Consider the following 20,453-nt stretch of genomic DNA (forward strand, 5'->3'; position numbering starts at 1 on the left):
ACGGGGAGTGAACCCAGGGTCTATCGGGCCTTCTTCTTGCCGGCTACGGTGCGCTTCGGGCCCTTGCGGGTACGAGCGTTGGTCTTCGTGCGCTGTCCATGAACGGGCAGCCCCTTGCGGTGACGGATGCCCTGGTAGCTGCCGATTTCAACCTTGCGGCGAATGTCTGCTGCAACCTCACGACGAAGGTCACCTTCTACCTGGAAGTTTGCCTCGATGTAGTCACGAAGCGCGATGAGCTGGTCATCGGTCAGATCGTGAACGCGAATTTCTCCGCTGATTTGGGTGTCGGCGAGGGTTTTGAGTGCCCTCGTGCGGCCAACACCATAAATGTAAGTCAGTGCGACCTCTACACGCTTGTCGCGTGGGATGTCGACGCCGGCTAGACGTGCCATAGTGGCTTCTCCTGTTAGTGAGTGGAGGTCTGTAGCAACGCCGGTGCACCGGCCTCCAACCGGTGGTGTCCCCGCACCTCGCTTGCGCGAGTTGTGGATCTGGTGCTGCTAGTTCTGTGTATTGAGTTATGTGGCGATTGCTCGCCGGCTGCGATCTGCTCGCGGAAGCTTTAGCCCTGGCGTTGCTTGTGGCGCGGGTTCGACTTGCAGATGATCATGACGCGTCCGTTGCGGCGAATAACGCGGCAGTGGTCGCACATGGGCTTGACGCTGGGGTTAACCTTCATTACTTTTCCTTGTGAATCGCTGTCTTCGTTCCACTTATCCCGCAAAGGAAGAGTGGACGTTACTTTCCAGCGCTCGCTACTTGTAGCGGTAGGTGATCCGGCCGCGAGTCAGGTCATACGGGCTCAGCTCTACAACCACACGGTCCTCCGGAAGGATTCGAATGTAGTTCTGTCGCATTTTGCCGGAGATGTGCGCGAGCACTACGTGGCCGTTACTCAACTCAACACGAAACATCGCGTTGGGCAGAGCTTCAACTACTGCTCCTTCGATCTCAATGACACCGTCTTTTTTGGCCATAGCCTCTTCGTCGCTATAAGTGGAGTTCGCTGGTCTGCGTGGATTGCGGTGAGTGGATTTCGAGAAACCCAAGGCACGAAAAAATCGGCCTGAAACACCAAGGATCAAGCCTACGCTAATCCCGGGCATTTCGCCAAGCTGGGGCTAAGATTGCGCCTTCACGGTTTCGATGGCGTCTGCAGGCAGCGGATCGCCGACACACAAACCCATTACCTGAGCCGCGAAATCTTCTGCAGTCAGCGACGAAGGCAGACGAACCGATCCTTCACAACGACTTCGTCATGCGGTTATCACTTCACGTCAGAAATCTTATCGTGCCGGCGCAAGACCTTTCGTAGCTACGTGAGGGGGTCGGAGCGATATTGGGCGACGAGATACAACTCCGTATCGTGATCACGCGCACCGATGTTGATCTCGCTGAGCTTTCGACCGACCTGATACTCACTACTATCGATCTGCATTCCTTCGCTGACAACGGGGTGCTCATTCAGCCGCTCCTTACGGAAACAGACATTGACAGCATTCGAAAGGTCATCGGCAGAGTACGCAGGCAACGCCACCGCCGTGCGCTCACTAACGAGCTACTATGGTTCTTTGCCCCTGCTCTTTTCCTTCGCAACTTCACAGCCCCGAGCGAAGAAGGAATGATCGCTGCGCTTAGAGACCGGATGATTGAAGCTGGCGCTATCGAGCGAGAGCGGATGTCGTCGACAGCATTTACCGACACGCTAGCCGTGCCGCACACGATGACGATGAATTACCACCGCACCGCGATCTGCATTGTCGTTAATGAGACGCCAATGCGATGGGGTGAGAACCGGGTCAACGTCATCGCACTCATCGCTTTCAGCGCGGCAGGAAGAACTACGTTTCACGCAGTCTTCGACCAGTTTGTTGGCGTTTTTTCTGGCCGCGACCACGTGCAGCAACCTGTACGAAAAGCGGTCGACTTCCCGACTTTCATCGACGAACTAGTGCGCGGAATCGAAAATTAGCGAGATCTAGCGTCAGCCGCAACAATGTCGCGCTCAACAAGAGCCTCGGTGATGCGAGCGGTCACAGCATCGATCTCGCCAATCGCATCGATCGTGACCAACACGTCGCGGGAGGCATAGACGTTGATGAGCGGAGCAGTCTGCTGACTGTAAACCTCAAGACGGTGACGAACGACCGCCTCGGTGTCATCGCTGCGCTCCTGCTCAAGCGCCCGCTTCCGTAGGCGGGCAACGACGACCTCGGGATCTGCCACAAGTTCAACAACAGCGTCTAAGGCCGCACCATGGCCCGCGAGGAACGCATCGAGCTCGCGCACCTGGTCTGTCGTGCGCGGGTACCCATCAAGCAGAAAACCGTCTTGCGCATCGTCTTCTTCGAGACGGTCGCGGATGAGTGCGTTCGTCAAAGAATCTGGAACGTTGTCGCCGGCATCCATAAATGCTTTCGCCTTCGTTCCCAATTCGGTGCCGTTCTTCACATTGCTGCGAAAAATGTCACCAGTCGAGATCGCGGCGATTCCGTAGATTTCTGCAAGGCGCACTGCTTGAGTGCCCTTGCCTGCGCCGGGTGGGCCAATAAGTAGGAGTCGAGTCAACGCAACAAACCTTCGTAATGGCGCTGCTGCAACTGCGAATCGATCTGCTTGACGGTCTCAAGACCGACACCAACGATAATCAGGATGCTTGCTCCGCCGAATGGGAAATTCTGGTTGGCCCCAATAACGACAAACGCGATCAGCGGAATCATTGCCACAAGGCCAAGGTAGAGGGAGCCAGGCAAGGTCACGCGAGTCAAAACGTAGTCGAGGTATTCCGCGGTGGGTCGACCAGCGCGAATACCGGGAATGAAGCCGCCGTACTTTTTCATGTTGTCGGCAACTTCTTCGGGGTTGAAGGTAATTGCGACATAGAAGTACGTGAAGCCAACGATCAGCAGGAAGTATCCGATCATGTAGATCGGGCTATCGCCAGAAACTAGGTTGTTCTGAATCCAGACAACCCACGCTGAAGGGGTCTCACCAGCTTGTGGCTGGTTGAAGTTTGCGATCAAGGCGGGCAGATACAACAGAGACGAGGCGAAGATCACAGGGATCACGCCAGCCATGTTGACCTTGATGGGGATGTAGGTGTTGTTGCCGCCGTAGGTGCGTCGGCCGACCATCCGCTTGGCGTACTGAACGGGGATGCGTCGCTGCGACTGCTCAACGAAGACGACGGCGCTCATGATGAGAATGCCCATGAGTAACACGAGAACAAAGATCTCGATACCGCTGCTGAGGTAGATGCCCCAGAGTGCGCTCGGGAACGTTGCGGAGATCGACGTGAAAATCAGCAGCGACATTCCGTTGCCGATTCCGCGCTCGGTTACGAGCTCACCCATCCACATGATGAGGCCGGTACCCGCGGTCATTGTGATGACCATCAGAAGAATCGCGTACCAGGCATCGTTCGTGATGAGCTGGCTGCATTCGGGAACGCCAGCCGACTGGAACAAAGCGCCACTGCGGGCCACCGTGATCAGTGTCGTCGACTGAAGAATAGCCAGCGCGATGGTGAGGTAACGCGTGTACTGCGTCAGCGTCGACTGGCCTGACTGGCCCTCTTTGTGAAGAGTTTCGAAGTGTGGAATGACCACACGAAGTAGTTGCACGATGATCGACGCCGTGATGTACGGCATGATTCCGAGTGCAAATACGGAAAGTTGAAGGAGCGCCCCACCACTGAAGAGGTTGATGAGGTCGTACAGCCCGCCGCTGGATGAGTTAGCTGCAAGACACAGCTGAACGTTTCCAAAGTCGACGAACGGCGCCGGGATGAAGGAGCCCAGTCTAAACAGCGCAATGATGCCTAGCGTGAACCCGATCTTCCTGCGAAGGTCAGGCGTGCGGATTATCCGCGCGACAGCTTTGAACACAAGGCCTCCGATTTATCTATGTACTGCGGGCGAATGGGGAACCCCTTATGCGGGATTCCCCACCCATCCTGTCTGCTTTGGCCACTGGTGTGACCAGCGCGACACTAACGTCTCGCGCAGTGACAGTTACTGAACCGAACCGCCGGCCGCAACGATCTTCTGCTCAGCGGAGCCGGAGACCTTGTCAACTACTACGTTCAGCTTAACCGCAATATCGCCCTGCCCAAGAACCTTGACCTTTTCGTTCTTGCGAACGGCGCCCTTTGACACGAGATCAGCGATGGTTACATCGCCACCCTTGGGGTAAAGTTCTGCGAGCTTCTCGAGGTTTACGACCTGGTACTCAACGCGGAATGGATTCTTGAATCCACGCAACTTAGGTGCACGCATGACGAAGTTGATGTTTCCCGCTTCGAAGCCAAGACGCATGTTGTAACGCGCCTTGGTTCCCTTGGTTCCACGACCCGCAGTCTTACCCTTGGAGCCTTCACCACGACCGACGCGCATTCTGTCTTTCTTTGCGCCAGCAGCGGGACGGAGGTGGTGCATCTTCAGAACCTGCGGGCGACTTTCGACAACGTCACTCGAGGACTTCTTCGCGGTCGGCGCCTTTGCGGCGGTCGACTGTGCAGGAGCCTTCGTAGACGTTGCCTTAGCCGCAGGAGCCTTGTCAGCTGCAGCCTTTGCAGGAGCAGCCTTCTTAGCAGCAGGTGCTTTAGCAGCGGGAGCCTTTGCAGGAGCAGCCTTCTTAGCAGCGGGAGCCTTTGCCGGAGCAGCCTTCTTAGCAGCAGGTGCTTTAGCAGCTGCAGCCTTAGGAGCTGCAGCCTTCTTTGGAGTTTCTTTCTCGTCAGCCATTAGTCAATCTCCTCGACCTTGACAAGGTGAGCGACCGTGTTGACGTAACCACGGTTCTGCGAGTTGTCCTCGCGCACAACAACGGAACCGATGCGCTTGAGCCCGAGGCTGCGCAGCGTGTCGCGTTGGTTCTGCTTCTCACTAATTTTGGACTTGATCTGGGTTACCTTCAGGCGACCAGCCATCAGACACCTGCCTTAGCTTCAGCCTCGGCGCGCAGCAAGCGTGCCGGGATAACGTGTTCTGCATCGAGACCACGACGAGCAGCAACCGAGCGAGGCTCTTCGAGCTGCTTGAGTGCTGCGACTGTCGCGTGAACGATGTTGATCGTGTTCGAAGAACCGAGCGACTTGCTGAGAACGTCGTGAATTCCGGCGCACTCGAGTACGGCGCGAACAGGACCACCGGCGATTACACCGGTACCGGCGGATGCGGGACGCAGCAGAACTACGCCTGCAGCAGCCTCGCCCTGGACCGAGTGAGGGATCGATGCGGCGACGCGAGGAACGCGGAAGAAGTTCTTCTTCGCCTCTTCAACGCCCTTAGAGATCGCGAGGGGAACCTCACGAGCCTTGCCGTAGCCGACACCAACCATGCCGTTACCGTCACCAACGACCACGAGAGCGGTGAAGCTAAAGCGACGACCACCCTTGACGACCTTCGATACACGGTTGATGGTGACGACGCGCTCCAAGAACTGGTTCTTATCGTTGTCGCGGCTGTTGTTTCCGCCACGGCCACCACGGTCGGGGCCACGCTCACGGCCGCCACGACGAGCCTCGCGAGGCTCGCTCGTCACGTCGGTTGCTGGGGCGTCTACGACTACCTCAGGTACGGAGATGGCGCTAGTCGCCTCAGCGGCCACGGCCTGCTCCTTGTTAGTTGTCTTGTTTTCCACGTTGTCGCTCACAGGTTCAATCCACCCTCTCGCGCTCCGTCGGCGATAGCTGCGACGCGTCCGGCGTAACGGCTTCCACCACGATCAAATACGACGGCTTCAACACCGGCGTCCTTGGCGCGCTCGGCAACCATTTCGCCGATCTTGCGTGCCTTAGCGGTCTTGTCGCCATCAAACGTGCGCATGCTCGACTCCATGGTCGAAGCTGAGGCTACGGTGACACCCTTGGAGTCATCGACAACCTGAACGAATACGTGACGCGCTGAACGCGTAACCACGAGACGGGGGCGCACCTCGGTGCCCACGACCTTCTTGCGGAGACGTGCGTGCCTGCGGCCCTTAGCGGCCGACTTGCTCTTACCTCTGGTTCCGAGAGCCATGTCTACTTACCACTCTTTCCGGCCTTGCGACGAACAACTTCGCCGGCGTAGCGCACACCCTTGCCCTTGTAGGGCTCTGGCTTGCGCAATTTACGAATGTTGGCTGCTGCTTCGCCAACCGCCTGCTTGTCGATGCCGCTGACAACTAGTTTGTTGTTGCCCTCGACCGCGAAGCTAATGCCTGCGGGCGGGTCAACGGTGATCGAGTGTGAGTACCCGAGAGCAAACTCAACTGAGCTGCCCTTTGCAGTAACGCGGTAACCAGTACCGACGACCTCAAGGCCCTTGGTGTAACCGTCGGTGACACCCACGATCTGGTTGGCGATCAGCGTACGGGTCAGGCCGTGAAGCGAACGCGATTCACGCTCGTCGTTCGGACGGGTTACGAGAACCTGGCCCTCTTCGAGCGCTACAGCGATAGGAGCCTTGACGGTGAGCGCGAGCTCACCCTTCGGTCCCTTTACCGCGACGTTTCGTCCATCGATGGTGACCGTTACACCAGCGGGGACATCAATAGGAAGTCTTCCGATTCGTGACATCTTGAGTTACCACACGTAAGCGAGGACTTCCCCACCTACGCCCTTCTTAGTCGCCTCTTTGTCGGTCAGTAGACCAGAGGAGGTGGACAAAATGGCCACGCCGAGTCCGCCAAGAACCTTGGGGATTTCGGTTGAGCGAGCGTATACACGAAGGCCAGGCTTCGAAACGCGCTTGATCCCCTTGATGGAACGCTCGCGAGTGGGGCCGTACTTGAGTTCGATCGTGAGGGTCTGGCCCACGCGAGCGTCCACAGTGCTCCAGCTGAGGATGTATCCCTCGGCCTTGAGCATTTCGGCCAAGCGCGACTTCAGCTTGCTGTTAGGCATTGAAACGCTGTCGTGGTGCGCCGAATTGGCGTTGCGCAGTCTGGTCAGCATGTCAGCGACCGGATCTGTCATTGTCATTATGTTGTTTCCTGTCTCGGCTGGTTTCGGCATCCGTTACACGAAGGCCGACCTGGTCGATTGGTGTTGCTTGGTTAGTTAGATGCGTTCTCTGCGGAACGGAAAGGGAAGCCGAGTGCCTTCAACAGCGCGCGACCCTCTTCGTTGCTTTTTGCAGTGGTAACAATCGTGATGTCGAAACCACGAACGCGGTCAATCTTGTCCTGATCGATCTCGTGGAACATTGACTGCTCCGTGAGGCCGAACGTGTAGTTGCCGTTGCCATCGAACTGCTTGTCCGAAAGGCCGCGGAAGTCACGGATGCGAGGAAGTGCCAACGAGATCAGGCGGTCAAGGAACTCCCAAGCGCGGTCACCACGGAGGGTGACGTGTGCACCAATGGGCTGTCCTTCACGGAGCTTGAACTGAGCAATCGACTTGCGAGCGCTCGTAACATACGGCTTCTGGCCGGTGATCGCGGTGAGGTCCTTGACGGCCCCATCGATGATCTTTCCGTCACGAGCTGCTTCACCAACACCAGTGTTCACGACGACCTTGACGATCCCCGGAACCTGGTGCACGTTGGTGAGGCCAAGATCCTTCTTGAGCTGCGCCGCAATTTCGGTGCGGTACTTCTGCTTCAGGCGCGGCTGGATTTTGCCAGCTGCAGGTGCAGTCGTCGTCATTAGTCTGCGTCCTTCTCGGTTGCCTTCTCGGCATCCTTCGTCGAAGCCTTGGGCTCAGCCTTGGCTGCCTTCGACTTCTTGGTCTCTACGCGGCGCGACTTCTTGAAGAAGCGCTCGCGCGTGGTCTTTCCGCGGTCGTCCGTGCCGACGGTGAAGCCAACACGTGCCGGGAGCTTGGTCTCGGGGTCAACGAGAGCAATGTTGGACACGTGAATCGGTGCCTCCATCGTCTCGATGCCACCGGTCTTGGTTCCACGCTGGGTCTGACCGACCTTGACGTGCTTGGTGACAAAGTTGACACCCTCCACGACGACGCGGTCCTTTCCAGCGATAACCCGGATAACTCGACCCTGCTTACCGCGGCTTCCGCCGCGCTCTTGGGTCGGGCCGCTGATGACCTGCACGAGGTCACCCTTGCGAATCTTTGCCATAACTACAGCACCTCCGGTGCGAGCGAGATGATCTTCATGAACTTCTTGTCGCGAAGTTCGCGGCCGACCGGTCCGAAGATGCGAGTACCACGGGGGTCTCCACCATCGGCCTTAAGGATTACGGCTGCGTTCTCATCAAACTTGATGTATGAACCGTCGGAACGACGAGTCTGCTTGATGACGCGAACGATGACGGCCTTGACGACCTCACCCTTCTTGACGTTTCCGCCAGGAATCGCGTCTTTTACGGTTGCCACAATGACATCGCCGAGACCTGCGTAGCGACGGCCTGAGCCGCCGAGTACGCGAATCGTGAGGAGCTCCTTGGCGCCGGTGTTGTCGGCGACCTTTACTCGGGATTCCTGCTGAAGCATTACTTAGCCTTTTCGAGGATCTCGACCAGACGCCAGCGCTTCGTGGCGCTGAGCGGACGGGTCTCGCTGATTAGAACGGAGTCACCGACGCCGGCCGTGTTGGCCTCGTCATGAACCTTCACCTTGGAGTTACGGCGGATAACCTTGCCGTACAACGGGTGCTTCACGCGGTCTTCAACTATGACGACGATGGTCTTATCCATCTTGTCGCTAGTCACCAACCCGCGACGGGTCTTACGGTACCCACGAGCGACCTCGGCGGTCTCCGCGGTCTTCTTGTCTTCAACCTTGGCCATGACTACGCCTCCTTCGTCTCGTCAGTGGCGTCTGCTGCGGTTTCATCCGCTGCAGCTGCCTTCTTGGTGCTGCGCTTCTTGGTCTCTTTTGCAGGGGCCTCGATAACAGCAGGGGTTGCACGGATGCCCAGCTCGCGCTCACGGATAACCGTGTAGATGCGAGCGATGTCGCGCTTAACAGCGCGAATACGTCCGTGGCTTTCTAGTTGACCCGTTGCGGCCTGAAAACGAAGGTTGAAAAGTTCTTCCTTCGCCTTTTTCAGCTCGTCCATGAGTCGTTCGTCTTCAAAAGTGTCTAGCTCGACAGGGGCTAGCTCCTTGGATCCGATCGCCATTATGCGTCGCCCTCCTCGCGCTTGATGATGCGTGCCTTGAGGGGCAGCTTGTGAATAGCACGAGTGAGTGCTTCCCGCGCAACAGTCTCGTCTACGCCGCTGAGCTCAAAGAGCACGCGACCTGGCTTGACGTTGGCGACCCACCACTCGGGCGAACCCTTACCGGAACCCATGCGGGTTTCGGCGGGTTTTTTGGTTAGCGGGCGGTCCGGGTAGATGTTGATCCACACCTTCCCACCACGCTTGATGTGACGCGTCATTGCGATACGAGCTGCCTCAATTTGGCGGTTCGTTACGTATGCCGGCGTCAGAGCTTGAATGCCATACTCACCAAACGACACCGTGGTGCCACCGGTAGCGTGGCCGCTGCGGCTGGGGTGGTGCTGCTTGCGGAATTTGACTTTACGCGGAATCAACATTGTTATGCCTCAACTCCTGCTGCAGCCGTAGCATCTGCCTTGGGGGCTTCTGCCTTGGATGCGTCAGCCTTAGGTGCGTCAGCCTTGGGGGCTTCAGCCTTTGGTGCGGACGAAGGGCCACCGGCACGACGACCGCCACGGTCGCCGCCATCGCGACGCTCTGGGCGTGACGACTTCTGGTTGGCCTGCTCGCGAGCGAGCTCCTTGTTGGTGATGTCGCCCTTGTAGACCCACACCTTGACACCGATGCGACCGAAAGTGGTCTTGGCCTCATAGAAGCCGTAGTCGATGTTTGCACGTAGCGTGTGCAGCGGCACTCGACCTTCACGGTAGTACTCCGAGCGGCTCATTTCTGCGCCACCCAAACGACCAGAAACCTGGATGCGAACACCCTTGGCTCCGGCGCGCTGAGCGCCCTGAAGGCCCTTACGCATTGCACGACGGAACGCGACACGAGCAGCGAGCTGCTCTGCGATTCCCTGTGCAACGAGCTGAGCTTCAGCCTCGGGGTTCTTGACCTCGAGGATGTTGAGCTGGATCTGCTTACCGGAAAGCTTTTCAAGCTCTCCACGAATACGCTCTGCTTCGGCGCCGCGGCGACCAATCACGATACCCGGACGGGCAGTGTGAATGTCTACGCGAACGCGGTCACGGGTGCGCTCGATTTCAATGCGAGCAACACCTGCGCGGTCGAGGTTCGACTTGAGCAGGTTGCGGATTTTTACATCCTCTGCAACATAATCGCTGTAACGCTGACCCGGCTTGGTGCTGTCAGAGAACCAACGCGACACGTGGTCGGTGGTGATTCCCAGACGGAAACCGTAGGGGTTTACCTTCTGTCCCATTACTTCTTCCCTGCCTTGTCGGCCTTGGCTTCAACGACGTGGTCTGGCGTGGCCAGAACAATCGTGATGTGGCTAGTGCGCTTCAGAATCTGGAACGCACGGCCCTGGGCACGCGGCTGGAAACGCTTCAACGTGGCTCCATCATCGACAAACGCCTTCGAGATGATCAGATCCTGTTCGTCCAAGAAGCTGTTCGAAGCATCTGCTTTGACTCGCGCGTTGGCGATTGCAGACGCAACCAGCTTGTACACCGGCTCGCTCGCGCCCTGGGGTGCGAACTTCAAAATTGCCAATGCTTCTTGTGCTTGCTTGCCGCGGATCATGTTGACAACGCGACGAGCCTTCATGGGGGTCACGCGGATGTGACGCACGCGTGCGATCGACTCCACCATTTCTCTACCTCCTCCACCACCGCGTTAGCGGCGGCGACCCTTCTTGTCGTCCTTCACGTGTCCACGGAAGGTACGGGTGGGCGAAAACTCGCCGAGCTTGTGCCCAACCATGGTTTCGGTGATGAACACCGGAATGTGCTTGCGACCATCGTGCACCGCGATCGTGTGGCCCAGCATTGCTGGAACGATCATTGAGCGGCGCGACCAGGTCTTGATTACGTTCTTGCTCTTGGCTTCGTTCGCCTTGACAACCTTTTGTAGGAGGTGGTCGTCGACGAAGGGGCCCTTCTTCAGACTGCGTGGCATCTTCTGACTCTCCTACTACTTGCGCTTCTTGCCGGCATTGCGGCGGCGAACGATGAGCTGGTCACTAGGCAGTTTGCGCTTACGAGTGCGCCCCTCTGCCTGGCCCCAAGGGGAAACGGGGTGACGTCCACCGGACGTCTTACCCTCACCACCACCGTGGGGGTGGTCGACGGGGTTCATAGCGACACCACGCACGGTCGGGCGGACACCCTTCCAGCGCATGCGGCCGGCCTTACCCCAGTTGATGTTCGACTGCTCGGCATTGCCGACCTCGCCGATTGTTGCGCGGCAACGAACGTCTACGTTGCGGATTTCGCCGGAAGGCAAACGCAGCTGCGCGTAAGGGCCTTCTTTTGCAACGAGTCGAACGGATGCTCCAGCGGAACGGGCCATCTTGGCTCCGCCACCGGGTCGCAGCTCGATCATGTGAATGACCGTACCGACGGGGATGTTCTTCATCGGCAGGTTGTTGCCTGGCTTGATGTCAGCACCGGCACCCGACTCGATGACGTCGCCCTGCTTGAGCTTGTTCGGCGCAATGATGTAGCGCTTGCTGCCATCAACAAAGTGAAGCAGAGCGATACGTGCGGTGCGGTTGGGATCGTACTCGATCTCGGCAACGCGGGCATTTACGCCATCTTTGTCGTTGCGCTTGAAGTCGATGACGCGGTACTGGCGCTTGTGGCCACCACCAACGTGACGGCTCGTGATGCGACCTGCGTTGTTACGGCCACCAGTCTTCGGCAGAGGGCGCAGTAGCGACTTCTCTGGGGTCGAACGGGTGATCTCAGCAAAGTCTGCAACCGAGGAGCCACGACGACCAGGCGTCGTGGGCTTGTACTTGCGAATAGCCATTAGTTTCTCCTTGGTCCTTAGCCGACAGCGGTGAAGATGTCGATAGAACCGGACTTGAGCGTGACGATGGCGCGCTTGGTGTCCTTGCGCTTGCCCATACCGAACCGCGTGCGACGGGTCTTGCCCGTGCGGTTCAACGTGTTGACTGAGTCGACCTTGACGCTGAAGATCTTCTCAATTGCGAGCTTGATCTCGGTCTTGTTCGCACGGGGGTCTACCTCGAAGGTGTACTTTCCCATATCAATGAGGTTGTAGCTCTTCTCGGAAACCACGGGAGCGATGATGATGTCGCGTGGGTCCTTGTACGTGACGGTCATGCGCCGACCTCTTCCTTATTCGAAGACTTGGTGTTGAACGCAACGAACGCGTCGAATGCGCCCTTGCTGAACACGATGTCGTCGCTGACGACAACGTCGTAGGCGTTGAGCTGGTCGTAGGACAGAACGTGAACCGTGTCGAGGTTACGAATGCTCTTGAGGCTGTTCGCGTCGTCGCGCTGAAGCACAACGAGAACGTTCTTGCTCGGCGCAATGCTCGTAAGCAGAGCCGAGACAGTCCTCGTCGAAGGCTTGTTGTCGACAGACAGCGCGTCGATTACGTGAATGCGCTCACCGCGAGCCCGGTCGGACAATGCGCCGCGAAGGGCAGCAGCAATCATCTTCTTGGGGGTGCGCTGTGCGTAGTCACGGGGGTGTGGACCGTGAACGATGCCACCACCCTTCATCTGAGGAGCGCGGATCGAGCCCTGACGAGCGCGACCGGTTCCCTTCTGCTTGAACGGCTTGCGACCTGAACCCGAAACTTCACCACGACGCAGGGTGTTGTGCGTACCCTGACGTGCTGCTGCACGCTGAGCGACAACAACCTGGTGGATGAGCGGAACGTTGGTCTGCACGTCGAAGATCTCAGCAGGCAGTTCGACACTGTCGACCTTCTTGCCCTTGGCGTCGATGACGTCGATGGAGGTAGCCATGTGTACTACGCCCCCTTCACTGCGTTGCGGACGAAGACGATGCGGCCGCGAGCTCCGGGAACGGCGCCCTTGATGAGCACGAGTCCCTTCTCAAGGTCGATCGCGTGGACGGCGAGGTTCATGACCGTTACACGGTCACCACCCATACGACCGGCCATGCGCATGCCCTTGAAGACACGGCTGGGGGTCGACGAGGCACCAATGGAACCAGGCTTGCGGTGGTTACGGTGCGAACCGTGGCTCGCAGAAACACCCTTGAAGTTGTGTCGCTTCATAACACCAGCGAACCCTTTACCCTTGCTCGTGCCGACAACGTCGACCTTCGAGCCGGGGGTGAAGATGTCGACCGTAAGCTCCTGGCCGACTGCGTACTCTGCGGCGTCAGGGGTGCGAATCTCGGTGATGTGACGGCGAGGCGTTACGCCTGCCTTGTCGAAGTGACCGGTGAGCGGCTTGTTGACCTTACGAGGGTCAATCTGGCCGTACGCGATCTGGACTGCGCTGTATCCATCAACCTCGGGGCTACGCAGCTGCGTAACCACGTTCGGGGTGATCTCGACAACGGTCACGGGAACGAGCTTGTTGTTCTCGTCCCAAACCTGAGTCATGCCGAGCTTCTTGCCCAGCAGACCCTTAGTCGTCTTAGTTATAGACATTATTTTCCTTATCGGCTCTGTCGCTCAATAACTGCGCGAGCTAAAGCTTGATCTCGATGTTGACGTCGGCCGGCAAGTCGAGACGCATAAGCGAATCCACAGCCTTGGGCGTCGGGTCGATGATGTCGATGAGCCGCTTGTGGGTGCGCTTCTCGAAGTGCTCGAAGCTGTCCTTGTACTTGTGGGGAGAGCGGATAACCGCAATCACATTCTTCTCTGTGGGCAGCGGCACTGGGCCTACTACCGTGGCACCCGCGCGGGTAACCGTGTCAACGATTTTGCGTGCCGACGAGTCGATGACCTCGTGGTCGTACGACTTAAGTCGAATGCGGATCTTCTGTCCCGCCATGACTGGCTCTCTTCCCTTAGTACTTTTGGCTGCATTGCTGTTTGGTTGCACTGCGTGCACCTGGGCTGCTCGCCACGGAGTGTTGCCACCCGGAGACGCTCAGCACTTTTGCTTTCGCACCACTATTTATCTGTCAAGTTCTTGCTGTCACTGCTTGTGATACCAACTCACGTGACCGCGAGGAGATTGTGCAGGCGAACCGACACAATCTATTCCCGCACCACCGTCACTTTCACGGCGATGTTCTTTTTCAAGAAGCTGTGGGGAGTTGGTTAAGCTTGGTTCTGCTCCCCGCGGCCTAGCTACTACACCTGCATGAAACACGCTTTGCGTGAGACACACGTTGTGGAACTATGCACTGCCTGGGAGTGATCCGCACGCACGAGGCGGCGAAGTGTTGAACTAGAAGAGTCTGTCACATCCCGCCATTTGCTGCAACCCGGGCGTGTCGGAATTTCGCCGCCGTTTAGTGAGGGTGCTTCACGACGTCGAGTACGCCATCCTGAAACACGCTCGTGACCAAGGGAACACCGGGCCGGTAGGCCAGATGACGATAGTGTGGGGCATCCAAGATCTGGGCGTTTGCGCGGGCGCCAACTCGCAAATGGCCGACGTCGTTCAGGCGCAATGAACGAGCTCCTCCCAGAGTTGCCGCGGTGACCGCCTCGAGGGTTGTCATCCCCATGTCACGCACCGCAAGGGCGATACAGAACGGGATGGATGACGTGAAGCTCGAGCCTGGATTGCAATCGCTGGCCAGCGCTACCGTTACGCCCGCATCGAGGAGTCGCCGTGCATCCACGAACGGGTGTTTCGTGGAGAACTCCACCCCTGGCAGTAGGCCAGCGACCGTGCTGCTGGCGGCGAGGGCATCCACGTCGGAATCGCTGAGATAAGTGCAGTGGTCGACGCTTGCCGCACCCAGCTCAACAGCGAGTTGAACCGCGCCAGACTCACGCAATTGGGCTCCATGCAGGCGAGCTCCCAGACCTCGGGCCTGCCCTGCACCGATTATCGCGCGCGTCTCCTCCTCGGTGAATGCACCGTCATCACAAAAAACATCAATCCAACGGGAGTGGGGCGCACACGCGTCGAGCATCTCCCCCATGACAAGGCGAACATACGCTGCCCTGTCTTCGACAAACTCCTCGGGAACAACGTGCGCACCCAAGAACGTTGTCTCCGACGTGAGAGTGGAGGCCAACCGCAGCATCCGTGCTTCGTCGTGAACGCTCAACCCATAGCCACTTTTAATCTCCACCGTTGTCGTGCCCTGGTGGTGCATCTCCTCGACCAACGCTGCAGCATTGTCCACAAGTTGTTCATCGCTGGCCTCGCGCGAGAGCGCAACGGTGCGGCGGATCCCGCCAGCCTCATACCGGCGGCCCGCCATGCGCGCCTCAAACTCATCTGAGCGATCGCCCGCAAACAGCACATGACTGTGGCTATCGACAAAACCCGGCAGTACACAACCCCCGTTGGCATCTACCCGAACATCCGCGCTCGGTGCATCTGCCGATGCGCCCCACCATGCGACGCGACCATTCTCGAAAACGACCGCCGCGTTAGCCAACTCCGGCTGCTCAGGATCGTGCGTGAGCAAGACGCCAATGTTGTCGACAACAGTGCTCGTCATGGCTGCACTTGGTATCGCGGTGCCCGATGTCGCCGTAGTGCTCATCGCAACGCAGCGCCCGAGATGGCCTCGAGAACGCACAGCGCAACCAAGCGAACGGTACGTTCATCTGCGGAGTCAGCTGCGGCATCCACCTCAACGATGTCGATCGATGACACTGCCGGATGTGCTCCGGCGACCCGAGCCGCAATGCGCAACTCTAGAGCCGAGATGCCACCAGGAAGCGATGCCGGACACCCTGGGGCAACCGAGCGGTCGCACACATCCACATCAAGGTCCACATGGATCGGGCCGTCGCCGGCGCCAGCAATCTCTAAGGCTTGCGCCATCACGTCTTCCATTGAACGCACCCGAAGCTCATCGCGCGTAATGACGGTGATTCCGGCATCCCGCGCACGCTCCGCATACGCCAGAGAGTTGGCGAGGGGTTCGATCCCGATCTGCACCACCCGGCGGCCATCGAGACCTGCTTCCAGAAGGCGCCGGACCGGAGAACCGTTTGTGACTCCGTCGCGCAAATCATGGTGAGCATCGAGCGTAATGAGCCCCGCGGTGCCGATCGCCGTCCCCCAGCGTCCCAACGCTGTCGAAACAGTTGCCGCATTGTCGCCACCCAACGCAATTACTAGCTCAGCACGCAGCGCAGCGACCGAGTCGATCGCACCCTGCTCATTCAGATCGGGTTCACGCACATTGCCCGCGTCGACGATCCGAAGATCGGTCAGTGCGGCATAGCGACGAATTATCTCGCGAACAGCGCTGGGGGTAGTGTGCGCCTGCGTTGGCGAGAGAGACGTGCGCGACGTCGGCATGCCAATGAGCGCGACATCCGCCCACTCCTCAGCAACCGGAGACGGCCAATCCCCCGCACGCGGCCACAGTGGATCAGAGTTGAGCATTGTCACCTTCCGTCATCGGGATGCGCACGCCAAGATTTTCGGCAACGGCGATGGCCTCATCGTAGCCAGCATCGACGTGACGAATCACCCCCATGCCCGGATCATTCGTGAGCACTCGCTCAAGTTTCTGCGCCGCCAGGTCGGTTCCATCAGCAACCGTCACCTGTCCAGCATGGATCGAGCGACCAATACCGACACCACCACCGTGGTGAATTGACACCCAGGTTGCACCCGACGACGTGTTGACGAGTGCATTCAGCAGCGGCCAGTCAGCGATTGCATCAGAGCCATCTTTCATGGCCTCAGTCTCGCGATAGGGTGACGCCACCGAACCACTATCGAGGTGGTCGCGACCAATAGCCAACGGTGCGGCCAGCTCCCCCGAGGACACCATCTCATTGAACAGCAGACCGGCCTTGTCGCGTTCGCCATAGCCGAGCCAGCAAATGCGCGCAGGAAGCCCCTGAAAGTGCACGCGCTCCCCGGCAAGTTTGATCCACCGTGCGAGCGACTCGTTTTCGGGAAACAGCTCGAGAATCGCTGTGTCAGTCTTGTGGATGTCGCTCGCCTCGCCACTCAGAGCCGCCCAACGGAATGGCCCCTTGCCCTCAGCAAACAGTGGACGGATGTAGGCCGGAACAAAACCCGGAAACGCAAACGCGTTAGCAAAGCCCGCCGCGAGTGCTTCGGTGCGGATGTTGTTGCCGTAGTCGAAAACCTCGGCCCCCAGCTGCTGAAATCCCACCATTCCCTCAACGTGAATGGCCATCGATTCCCGCGCGCGCTGAGCAAAACCGGGATCGCGCCGAGCGCTCTCCCAGTCGTCGAAATCCACGCCGAGCGGCAGGTACGCCAGCGGGTCATGGGCGCTGGTCTGATCGGTGACGATATCAATGGGTGCCCCCATCGCCAGCAACTCGGGAACGGCGGCAGCAGCGTTTGCCAGTACACCGATCGAGAGCGGCTTCTTGGCGTCTCGTGCGGCAACTGCCAGTTCGACCGCGTGCGCAAGCGACTTCGCTTCAACATCGAGGTAGCCGAGGTCGATGCGGCGAGTGATGCGGCTCTGATCCACGTCGATGCAAATCGCTACACCGTCGTTCATGGTTACGGCGAGCGGCTGAGCGCCACCCATGCCTCCAAGACCAGCCGTGAGAGTGATGGTGCCCGCGAGTGTTCCTCCGAAGCGTTTCGCCGCGACTGCAGAGAAGGTTTCGTAGGTGCCCTGCAAGATTCCCTGGGTGCCGATATAGATCCATGAGCCGGCAGTCATTTGGCCATACATCGTGAGGCCGAGCTGTTCGAGCCGGCGGAACTCATCCCAGTTTGCCCAGTCGCCAACTAGGTTCGAGTTGGCGAGCAACACACGGGGCGCCCACTCGTGGGTCTGCATCACGCCGACCGGTTTGCCCGACTGAACCAGCAGGGTTTCATCACCCTTGAGCGTTGTCAGCGACCGCACAATGGCGTGATAGCTCGGCCAATCTCGCGCAGCTTTACCCGTGCCGCCATAAACAACGAGGTCCTCTGGATGCTCGGCAACCTCAGGATCGAGGTTATTTTGCAGCATGCGCAGAGCGCCTTCCTGCCCCCAGCCCAAAGTATTGAGAGTGCTTCCACGGTGTGCGGTAATCATGATGGCTCCTAGTGAAGGTCGGTGGCTAGTGAAGATCGGTAACGGATCGGGCTGCGGCCAGTAGGGCACCCGACTGAACAAGGTCGACGCTCGCGGCGATGTCTGGCGCCAAGTAGCGGTCGGGGCCCACGCCGGGCACCCGCTCCCGAATGGAACTGATGACGGCGGCAGATACGGGCGACGGTGCCTCTCCCCGCATTTCGATGCCTCGCGCGGCGGTGAGTAACTCGATTGCGAGCACACGAGAGAGTCCATCGATGCTGCGGCGAAGTTTGAGCCCGGCACTCCACCCCATCGACACGTGATCTTCTTGCATTGCACTCGTCGGTATTGAATCGACGGATGCCGGAGCCGCCAGCCGCTTGAGCTCAGTGACAATCCCCGCCTGCGTGTACTGCGCGATCATGTGTCCAGAGTCGACCCCGGGGTCGCCAGCGAGGAACGCATTGAGCCCGCCGTTTCGGTTGCTATCAAGAAAACGGTCGGTGCGGCGTTCGCTCATGCTGGCGACATCGGCGGTGACGATAGCGAGAAAGTCGAGGGCGTAGCCAACCGGGGCCCCGTGAAAGTTTCCATTGGACTCGAGGCGGCCGTCGAGCGTGACGACCGGATTGTCGATCGCACTCGCCAGTTCGCGCGTAGCAACCATGGTGGTGTGCTCGACGGTGTCGCGAGCAGCCCCGTGCACTTGGGGCGCGCACCGCAGCGAGTACGCATCTTGCACTCTCGTGAAACCGTTGCTTACGTGTGCTGCGATCGTTCCCGAACCCCTGAGGACCGCGCGCATGTTTGCTGCCGAGTGGGCCTGGCCGGGGTGGGGTCGAAGCTGTTGCAGATCCTCGGCGAATACGCGGTCTGTGCCGGCAAGGCCTTCAACACTGAGCGCTGCGGCAAGGTCTGCCGTCGTGAGCAGCGCCTGAAGATCGGTGATCGCGAGTGACAGCATTCCGAGCATCCCGTCAGTGCCATTGATCAGCGCGAGGCCTTCTTTTTCGTGCAGCACAACGGGCTCGATGCCCGCTGCCCGGAGCGCTGCGGATGCCGGGAGCAGTTCGCCTGCGACCCGCACGTCTCCTTCACCCATTGTTGCTAGCGCACAGTGCGCGAGTGGCGCGAGATCGCCGGAGCAGCCGAGACTGCCATACTCGCCGACGATCGGGGTGATTCCGGCGTTGAGCAGCGCAGCATAGGTTTCGGCAACGACGGGCCGGACTCCGGTGCGCCCTGTCGCCATTGTCGACAGTCGAAGAAGCATGGCTGCGCGAACCACCTCAGTGTTGATTTCTGCGCCCGAGCTGGCCGCATGGCTGCGCACGAGCGACCGCTGAAGTTGCGCACGTTGTTCGGGGGCGATGTGTTTGGTCGCGAGGGCCCCGAAACCGGTGGAGACACCGTAGTGAGGTCGCACGTCGTGGGCTAGTGCTTCAATCACTGCCCGGGATGCGGAGATCGCGTCGTAGGCGGCGGGGTCGAGTTGGACTGGCGCACCGTGTCGGGCCACTGCAACAACGTCGTGGATGCTCAAGGGACCTACGCCGATGGTGACGGCTGTATCTGCGGCAGGATTCATGATCCCAGTGAACGCCCCAGAGCGCTTCACCGCGAGGGGCTTTCGGGATAAGGTGTCTGAAATACCAGACAGGAGCATTTTGTCCGACATACCAGCGGCACGCAACACCATGTCAGTGCTGCGGCACCTTGCCTCTCGACCGGGACCGGTGAGGGCCTCGAGCCTCGCACGCGAACTAGAACTGCCCCGGTCATCCATCTATCAACTGCTTGCCGTCATGATCGACGAAGGTTTCGTCGTGCACTATCCCGAAGATCGAACCTATGGCCTCAGCGCACTCGTCTCAGAAATCGGCACTTCAGCTTTGCGCAGCGAACGACTTTCTCGCCTCGCCACATCGCTCATGCATAATCTCGCGAGCGCAGCGCCGATTCCTGTTGTGGCGCACCTCGCGGTTCTCAGCGGCCCCGAAGTCAGTTATGCGGCACGGGTACAAGGCTCACGCGCCCCCACCACCGTGTCTGCGGTTGGCGTGCGCCTACCAGCACACCTCACAGCAACCGGACGTGCGATGCTCGCTCAACTCACGGCGGCGCAAGTTCGGGCCATCTACCCTTCGCGCAGCGCCCTCACGCGTCGCCAATCCGCCGGGCCACAGACTTTGCCAGAACTCACCCAACTGCTCGCCACCACACGGGAACGTGGCTGGGCTATCGAGATTGGTGACGTTACCGCAGATTATGCCTCCGTCGGTGCGGCAGCCTTTGATCGCAATGGCTACCCCTCCGCCGCAATCGGACTCACCTTTCGAACGGATGCCGTAGCCAACAACTGGGATGAGCTGGGCGCCGCCACAGTGGCCGCTGCCCGCGCGCTCACCGCTCGCCTCACGGGCCGGGCTAGTTAGTC

30 protein-coding genes and 1 pseudogene are annotated in these 20,453 nt (G+C 59.2%); 2 read left to right on the top strand and 29 right to left on the bottom strand.

Annotated features, from left to right (window positions below):
• Positions 1-20 precede the first annotated feature (20 nt).
• The 3 genes from rpsM to infA all read right to left on the bottom strand — a co-directional run bounded on the left by rpsM (position 21) and on the right by infA (position 980).
• A complete protein-coding gene (rpsM, locus tag AADH44_RS10935) occupies positions 21-395 on the bottom strand; it encodes a 30S ribosomal protein S13 (RefSeq protein WP_341952839.1) in 375 nt (124 codons plus the stop codon).
• A gap of 170 nt (positions 396-565) precedes the next feature.
• The gene (rpmJ, locus tag AADH44_RS10940) at positions 566-682 is read right to left on the bottom strand and encodes a 50S ribosomal protein L36 (protein WP_010203794.1); all 117 of its coding nucleotides are present in this window, start codon (positions 680-682) and stop codon (positions 566-568) included.
• A 76-nt stretch (positions 683-758) separates the two neighbouring features.
• A complete protein-coding gene (gene infA, locus AADH44_RS10945; RefSeq protein ID WP_009773103.1) occupies positions 759-980 on the bottom strand; it encodes a translation initiation factor IF-1 in 222 nt (73 codons plus the stop codon).
• 362 nt (positions 981-1,342) lie between these two features.
• On the opposite strand from infA, the gene AADH44_RS10950 reads away from it, so the two are divergent.
• Positions 1,343-1,975, top strand: a complete 633-nt coding sequence (locus AADH44_RS10950) for a PTS sugar transporter subunit IIA (RefSeq protein WP_341952844.1) — start codon at positions 1,343-1,345, stop codon at positions 1,973-1,975.
• Here the strand turns inward: AADH44_RS10950 and AADH44_RS10955 are convergent.
• From AADH44_RS10955 to hutH, 26 genes and pseudogenes are all read right to left on the bottom strand, one after another.
• Entirely contained in the window at positions 1,972-2,571 is a 600-nt protein-coding gene (locus AADH44_RS10955; RefSeq protein WP_341952846.1) for an adenylate kinase, read from the bottom strand. The genes AADH44_RS10950 and AADH44_RS10955 overlap by 4 nt on opposite strands.
• Positions 2,568-3,890, bottom strand: coding sequence for a preprotein translocase subunit SecY (gene secY / locus AADH44_RS10960; RefSeq protein ID WP_341952848.1), 1,323 nt, complete (start codon positions 3,888-3,890; stop codon positions 2,568-2,570). The genes AADH44_RS10955 and secY overlap by 4 nt, the downstream gene beginning before the upstream one ends.
• A 126-nt stretch (positions 3,891-4,016) precedes the next feature.
• Positions 4,017-4,745, bottom strand: coding sequence for a 50S ribosomal protein L15 (gene rplO / locus AADH44_RS10965; protein WP_341952850.1), 729 nt, complete (start codon positions 4,743-4,745; stop codon positions 4,017-4,019).
• Positions 4,745-4,930 carry a 50S ribosomal protein L30 gene (gene rpmD, locus AADH44_RS10970; RefSeq protein WP_009773114.1) on the bottom strand — a complete coding sequence of 62 codons (186 nt, stop codon included), beginning with the start codon at positions 4,928-4,930 and terminating at the stop codon, positions 4,745-4,747. The genes rplO and rpmD overlap by 1 nt, the downstream gene beginning before the upstream one ends.
• Positions 4,930-5,655, bottom strand: a complete 726-nt coding sequence (rpsE, locus tag AADH44_RS10975; protein ID WP_341952852.1) for a 30S ribosomal protein S5 — start codon at positions 5,653-5,655, stop codon at positions 4,930-4,932. Before rpsE ends, rpmD begins: the two co-directional genes overlap by 1 nt.
• Positions 5,652-6,023 carry a 50S ribosomal protein L18 gene (gene rplR / locus AADH44_RS10980; RefSeq protein WP_341952855.1) on the bottom strand — a complete coding sequence of 124 codons (372 nt, stop codon included), beginning with the start codon at positions 6,021-6,023 and terminating at the stop codon, positions 5,652-5,654. The genes rpsE and rplR overlap by 4 nt, the downstream gene beginning before the upstream one ends.
• 2 nt (positions 6,024-6,025) lie before the next feature.
• A complete protein-coding gene (rplF, locus tag AADH44_RS10985) occupies positions 6,026-6,562 on the bottom strand; it encodes a 50S ribosomal protein L6 (RefSeq protein ID WP_341952857.1) in 537 nt (178 codons plus the stop codon).
• A 6-nt stretch (positions 6,563-6,568) separates the two neighbouring features.
• A complete protein-coding gene (gene rpsH / locus AADH44_RS10990) occupies positions 6,569-6,967 on the bottom strand; it encodes a 30S ribosomal protein S8 (RefSeq protein ID WP_341952858.1) in 399 nt (132 codons plus the stop codon).
• A gap of 74 nt (positions 6,968-7,041) precedes the next feature.
• Entirely contained in the window at positions 7,042-7,632 is a 591-nt protein-coding gene (gene rplE / locus AADH44_RS10995) for a 50S ribosomal protein L5 (RefSeq protein WP_341952860.1), read from the bottom strand.
• An 89-nt stretch (positions 7,633-7,721) separates the two neighbouring features.
• Positions 7,722-8,063 (bottom strand): annotated as a pseudogene (gene rplX, locus AADH44_RS11000) (50S ribosomal protein L24); the annotation flags it as partial.
• A 2-nt stretch (positions 8,064-8,065) separates the two neighbouring features.
• Entirely contained in the window at positions 8,066-8,437 is a 372-nt protein-coding gene (gene rplN, locus AADH44_RS11005; RefSeq protein ID WP_341952862.1) for a 50S ribosomal protein L14, read from the bottom strand.
• Positions 8,437-8,733 carry a 30S ribosomal protein S17 gene (gene rpsQ, locus AADH44_RS11010; RefSeq protein ID WP_009773122.1) on the bottom strand — a complete coding sequence of 99 codons (297 nt, stop codon included), beginning with the start codon at positions 8,731-8,733 and terminating at the stop codon, positions 8,437-8,439. The genes rplN and rpsQ overlap by 1 nt, the downstream gene beginning before the upstream one ends.
• Positions 8,734-8,735: 2 nt before the next feature.
• Positions 8,736-9,068, bottom strand: coding sequence for a 50S ribosomal protein L29 (rpmC, locus tag AADH44_RS11015; RefSeq protein ID WP_341952865.1), 333 nt, complete (start codon positions 9,066-9,068; stop codon positions 8,736-8,738).
• Positions 9,068-9,487 (bottom strand): 50S ribosomal protein L16, encoded by a 420-nt coding sequence (gene rplP / locus AADH44_RS11020; RefSeq protein ID WP_021809344.1) that lies wholly within the window; start codon positions 9,485-9,487, stop codon positions 9,068-9,070. Before rplP ends, rpmC begins: the two co-directional genes overlap by 1 nt.
• A gap of 2 nt (positions 9,488-9,489) precedes the next feature.
• Positions 9,490-10,332 (bottom strand): 30S ribosomal protein S3, encoded by an 843-nt coding sequence (rpsC, locus tag AADH44_RS11025; RefSeq protein ID WP_341952866.1) that lies wholly within the window; start codon positions 10,330-10,332, stop codon positions 9,490-9,492.
• A complete protein-coding gene (rplV, locus tag AADH44_RS11030; protein ID WP_010203830.1) occupies positions 10,332-10,724 on the bottom strand; it encodes a 50S ribosomal protein L22 in 393 nt (130 codons plus the stop codon). The genes rpsC and rplV overlap by 1 nt, the downstream gene beginning before the upstream one ends.
• A gap of 24 nt (positions 10,725-10,748) precedes the next feature.
• The gene (rpsS, locus tag AADH44_RS11035) at positions 10,749-11,030 is read right to left on the bottom strand and encodes a 30S ribosomal protein S19 (protein ID WP_009773127.1); all 282 of its coding nucleotides are present in this window, start codon (positions 11,028-11,030) and stop codon (positions 10,749-10,751) included.
• A gap of 15 nt (positions 11,031-11,045) precedes the next feature.
• Positions 11,046-11,885 carry a 50S ribosomal protein L2 gene (rplB, locus tag AADH44_RS11040; RefSeq protein WP_341952869.1) on the bottom strand — a complete coding sequence of 280 codons (840 nt, stop codon included), beginning with the start codon at positions 11,883-11,885 and terminating at the stop codon, positions 11,046-11,048.
• A gap of 17 nt (positions 11,886-11,902) precedes the next feature.
• Positions 11,903-12,202 carry a 50S ribosomal protein L23 gene (gene rplW / locus AADH44_RS11045; RefSeq protein ID WP_010203832.1) on the bottom strand — a complete coding sequence of 100 codons (300 nt, stop codon included), beginning with the start codon at positions 12,200-12,202 and terminating at the stop codon, positions 11,903-11,905.
• A complete protein-coding gene (gene rplD, locus AADH44_RS11050) occupies positions 12,199-12,858 on the bottom strand; it encodes a 50S ribosomal protein L4 (RefSeq protein WP_341952872.1) in 660 nt (219 codons plus the stop codon). Before rplD ends, rplW begins: the two co-directional genes overlap by 4 nt.
• Before the next feature lie 5 nt (positions 12,859-12,863).
• Positions 12,864-13,514, bottom strand: a complete 651-nt coding sequence (gene rplC, locus AADH44_RS11055) for a 50S ribosomal protein L3 (RefSeq protein WP_341952874.1) — start codon at positions 13,512-13,514, stop codon at positions 12,864-12,866.
• A gap of 40 nt (positions 13,515-13,554) precedes the next feature.
• Positions 13,555-13,863 (bottom strand): 30S ribosomal protein S10, encoded by a 309-nt coding sequence (rpsJ, locus tag AADH44_RS11060; protein WP_104242452.1) that lies wholly within the window; start codon positions 13,861-13,863, stop codon positions 13,555-13,557.
• A 466-nt stretch (positions 13,864-14,329) separates the two neighbouring features.
• Positions 14,330-15,499 carry an imidazolonepropionase gene (gene hutI, locus AADH44_RS11065; protein ID WP_341952879.1) on the bottom strand — a complete coding sequence of 390 codons (1,170 nt, stop codon included), beginning with the start codon at positions 15,497-15,499 and terminating at the stop codon, positions 14,330-14,332.
• A 41-nt stretch (positions 15,500-15,540) separates the two neighbouring features.
• Complete coding sequence (locus AADH44_RS11070) at positions 15,541-16,398, bottom strand: arginase family protein (protein ID WP_341952881.1); 858 nt, start codon at positions 16,396-16,398, stop codon at positions 15,541-15,543.
• Complete coding sequence (hutU, locus tag AADH44_RS11075; RefSeq protein WP_341952882.1) at positions 16,385-18,034, bottom strand: urocanate hydratase; 1,650 nt, start codon at positions 18,032-18,034, stop codon at positions 16,385-16,387. Before hutU ends, AADH44_RS11070 begins: the two co-directional genes overlap by 14 nt.
• A 25-nt stretch (positions 18,035-18,059) precedes the next feature.
• Complete coding sequence (gene hutH / locus AADH44_RS11080; RefSeq protein ID WP_341952884.1) at positions 18,060-19,604, bottom strand: histidine ammonia-lyase; 1,545 nt, start codon at positions 19,602-19,604, stop codon at positions 18,060-18,062.
• A 79-nt stretch (positions 19,605-19,683) separates the two neighbouring features.
• Here hutH and AADH44_RS11085 point away from each other — a divergent pair, with 79 nt between their 5' ends.
• A complete protein-coding gene (locus tag AADH44_RS11085) occupies positions 19,684-20,451 on the top strand; it encodes an IclR family transcriptional regulator (RefSeq protein WP_341952886.1) in 768 nt (255 codons plus the stop codon).
• The last annotated feature ends 2 nt before the right edge of the window (positions 20,452-20,453 follow it).

It is taken from the genome of Salinibacterium sp. TMP30, from assembly GCF_038397785.1.
In the GTDB taxonomy this organism is placed as follows: domain Bacteria; phylum Actinomycetota; class Actinomycetes; order Actinomycetales; family Microbacteriaceae; genus Rhodoglobus.

Excerpts from the sequence above, each read along its gene's own strand:
- rplE (WP_341952860.1), bottom strand. The coding sequence starts at position 7,632 with ATGACGACGACTGCACCTGCAGCTGGCAAAATCCAGCCGCGCCTGAAG.
- rpsH (WP_341952858.1), bottom strand. The coding sequence starts at position 6,967 with ATGACAATGACAGATCCGGTCGCTGACATGCTGACCAGACTGCGCAAC.
- rpmJ (WP_010203794.1), bottom strand. The coding sequence starts at position 682 with ATGAAGGTTAACCCCAGCGTCAAGCCCATGTGCGACCACTGCCGCGTT.
- rpsM (WP_341952839.1), bottom strand. The coding sequence starts at position 395 with ATGGCACGTCTAGCCGGCGTCGACATCCCACGCGACAAGCGTGTAGAG.
- infA (WP_009773103.1), bottom strand. The coding sequence starts at position 980 with ATGGCCAAAAAAGACGGTGTCATTGAGATCGAAGGAGCAGTAGTTGAA.
- rplF (WP_341952857.1), bottom strand. The coding sequence starts at position 6,562 with ATGTCACGAATCGGAAGACTTCCTATTGATGTCCCCGCTGGTGTAACG.
- rpsJ (WP_104242452.1), bottom strand. The coding sequence starts at position 13,863 with ATGGCGGGACAGAAGATCCGCATTCGACTTAAGTCGTACGACCACGAG.
- rpmC (WP_341952865.1), bottom strand. The coding sequence starts at position 9,068 with ATGGCGATCGGATCCAAGGAGCTAGCCCCTGTCGAGCTAGACACTTTT.
- AADH44_RS11070 (WP_341952881.1), bottom strand. The coding sequence starts at position 16,398 with ATGCTCAACTCTGATCCACTGTGGCCGCGTGCGGGGGATTGGCCGTCT.
- rpmD (WP_009773114.1), bottom strand. The coding sequence starts at position 4,930 with ATGGCTGGTCGCCTGAAGGTAACCCAGATCAAGTCCAAAATTAGTGAG.
- rplB (WP_341952869.1), bottom strand. The coding sequence starts at position 11,885 with ATGGCTATTCGCAAGTACAAGCCCACGACGCCTGGTCGTCGTGGCTCC.
- rpsQ (WP_009773122.1), bottom strand. The coding sequence starts at position 8,733 with ATGGCCAAGGTTGAAGACAAGAAGACCGCGGAGACCGCCGAGGTCGCT.
- rpsS (WP_009773127.1), bottom strand. The coding sequence starts at position 11,030 with ATGCCACGCAGTCTGAAGAAGGGCCCCTTCGTCGACGACCACCTCCTA.
- rplD (WP_341952872.1), bottom strand. The coding sequence starts at position 12,858 with ATGGCTACCTCCATCGACGTCATCGACGCCAAGGGCAAGAAGGTCGAC.
- hutH (WP_341952884.1), bottom strand. The coding sequence starts at position 19,604 with ATGAATCCTGCCGCAGATACAGCCGTCACCATCGGCGTAGGTCCCTTG.
- rplN (WP_341952862.1), bottom strand. The coding sequence starts at position 8,437 with ATGCTTCAGCAGGAATCCCGAGTAAAGGTCGCCGACAACACCGGCGCC.
- rplW (WP_010203832.1), bottom strand. The coding sequence starts at position 12,202 with ATGACCGTCACGTACAAGGACCCACGCGACATCATCATCGCTCCCGTG.
- rplC (WP_341952874.1), bottom strand. The coding sequence starts at position 13,514 with ATGTCTATAACTAAGACGACTAAGGGTCTGCTGGGCAAGAAGCTCGGC.
- rplO (WP_341952850.1), bottom strand. The coding sequence starts at position 4,745 with ATGGCTGACGAGAAAGAAACTCCAAAGAAGGCTGCAGCTCCTAAGGCT.
- rplV (WP_010203830.1), bottom strand. The coding sequence starts at position 10,724 with ATGGTGGAGTCGATCGCACGCGTGCGTCACATCCGCGTGACCCCCATG.
- hutU (WP_341952882.1), bottom strand. The coding sequence starts at position 18,034 with ATGATTACCGCACACCGTGGAAGCACTCTCAATACTTTGGGCTGGGGG.
- rplP (WP_021809344.1), bottom strand. The coding sequence starts at position 9,487 with ATGTTGATTCCGCGTAAAGTCAAATTCCGCAAGCAGCACCACCCCAGC.
- rplR (WP_341952855.1), bottom strand. The coding sequence starts at position 6,023 with ATGGCTCTCGGAACCAGAGGTAAGAGCAAGTCGGCCGCTAAGGGCCGC.
- rpsC (WP_341952866.1), bottom strand. The coding sequence starts at position 10,332 with ATGGGACAGAAGGTAAACCCCTACGGTTTCCGTCTGGGAATCACCACC.
- hutI (WP_341952879.1), bottom strand. The coding sequence starts at position 15,499 with ATGACGAGCACTGTTGTCGACAACATTGGCGTCTTGCTCACGCACGAT.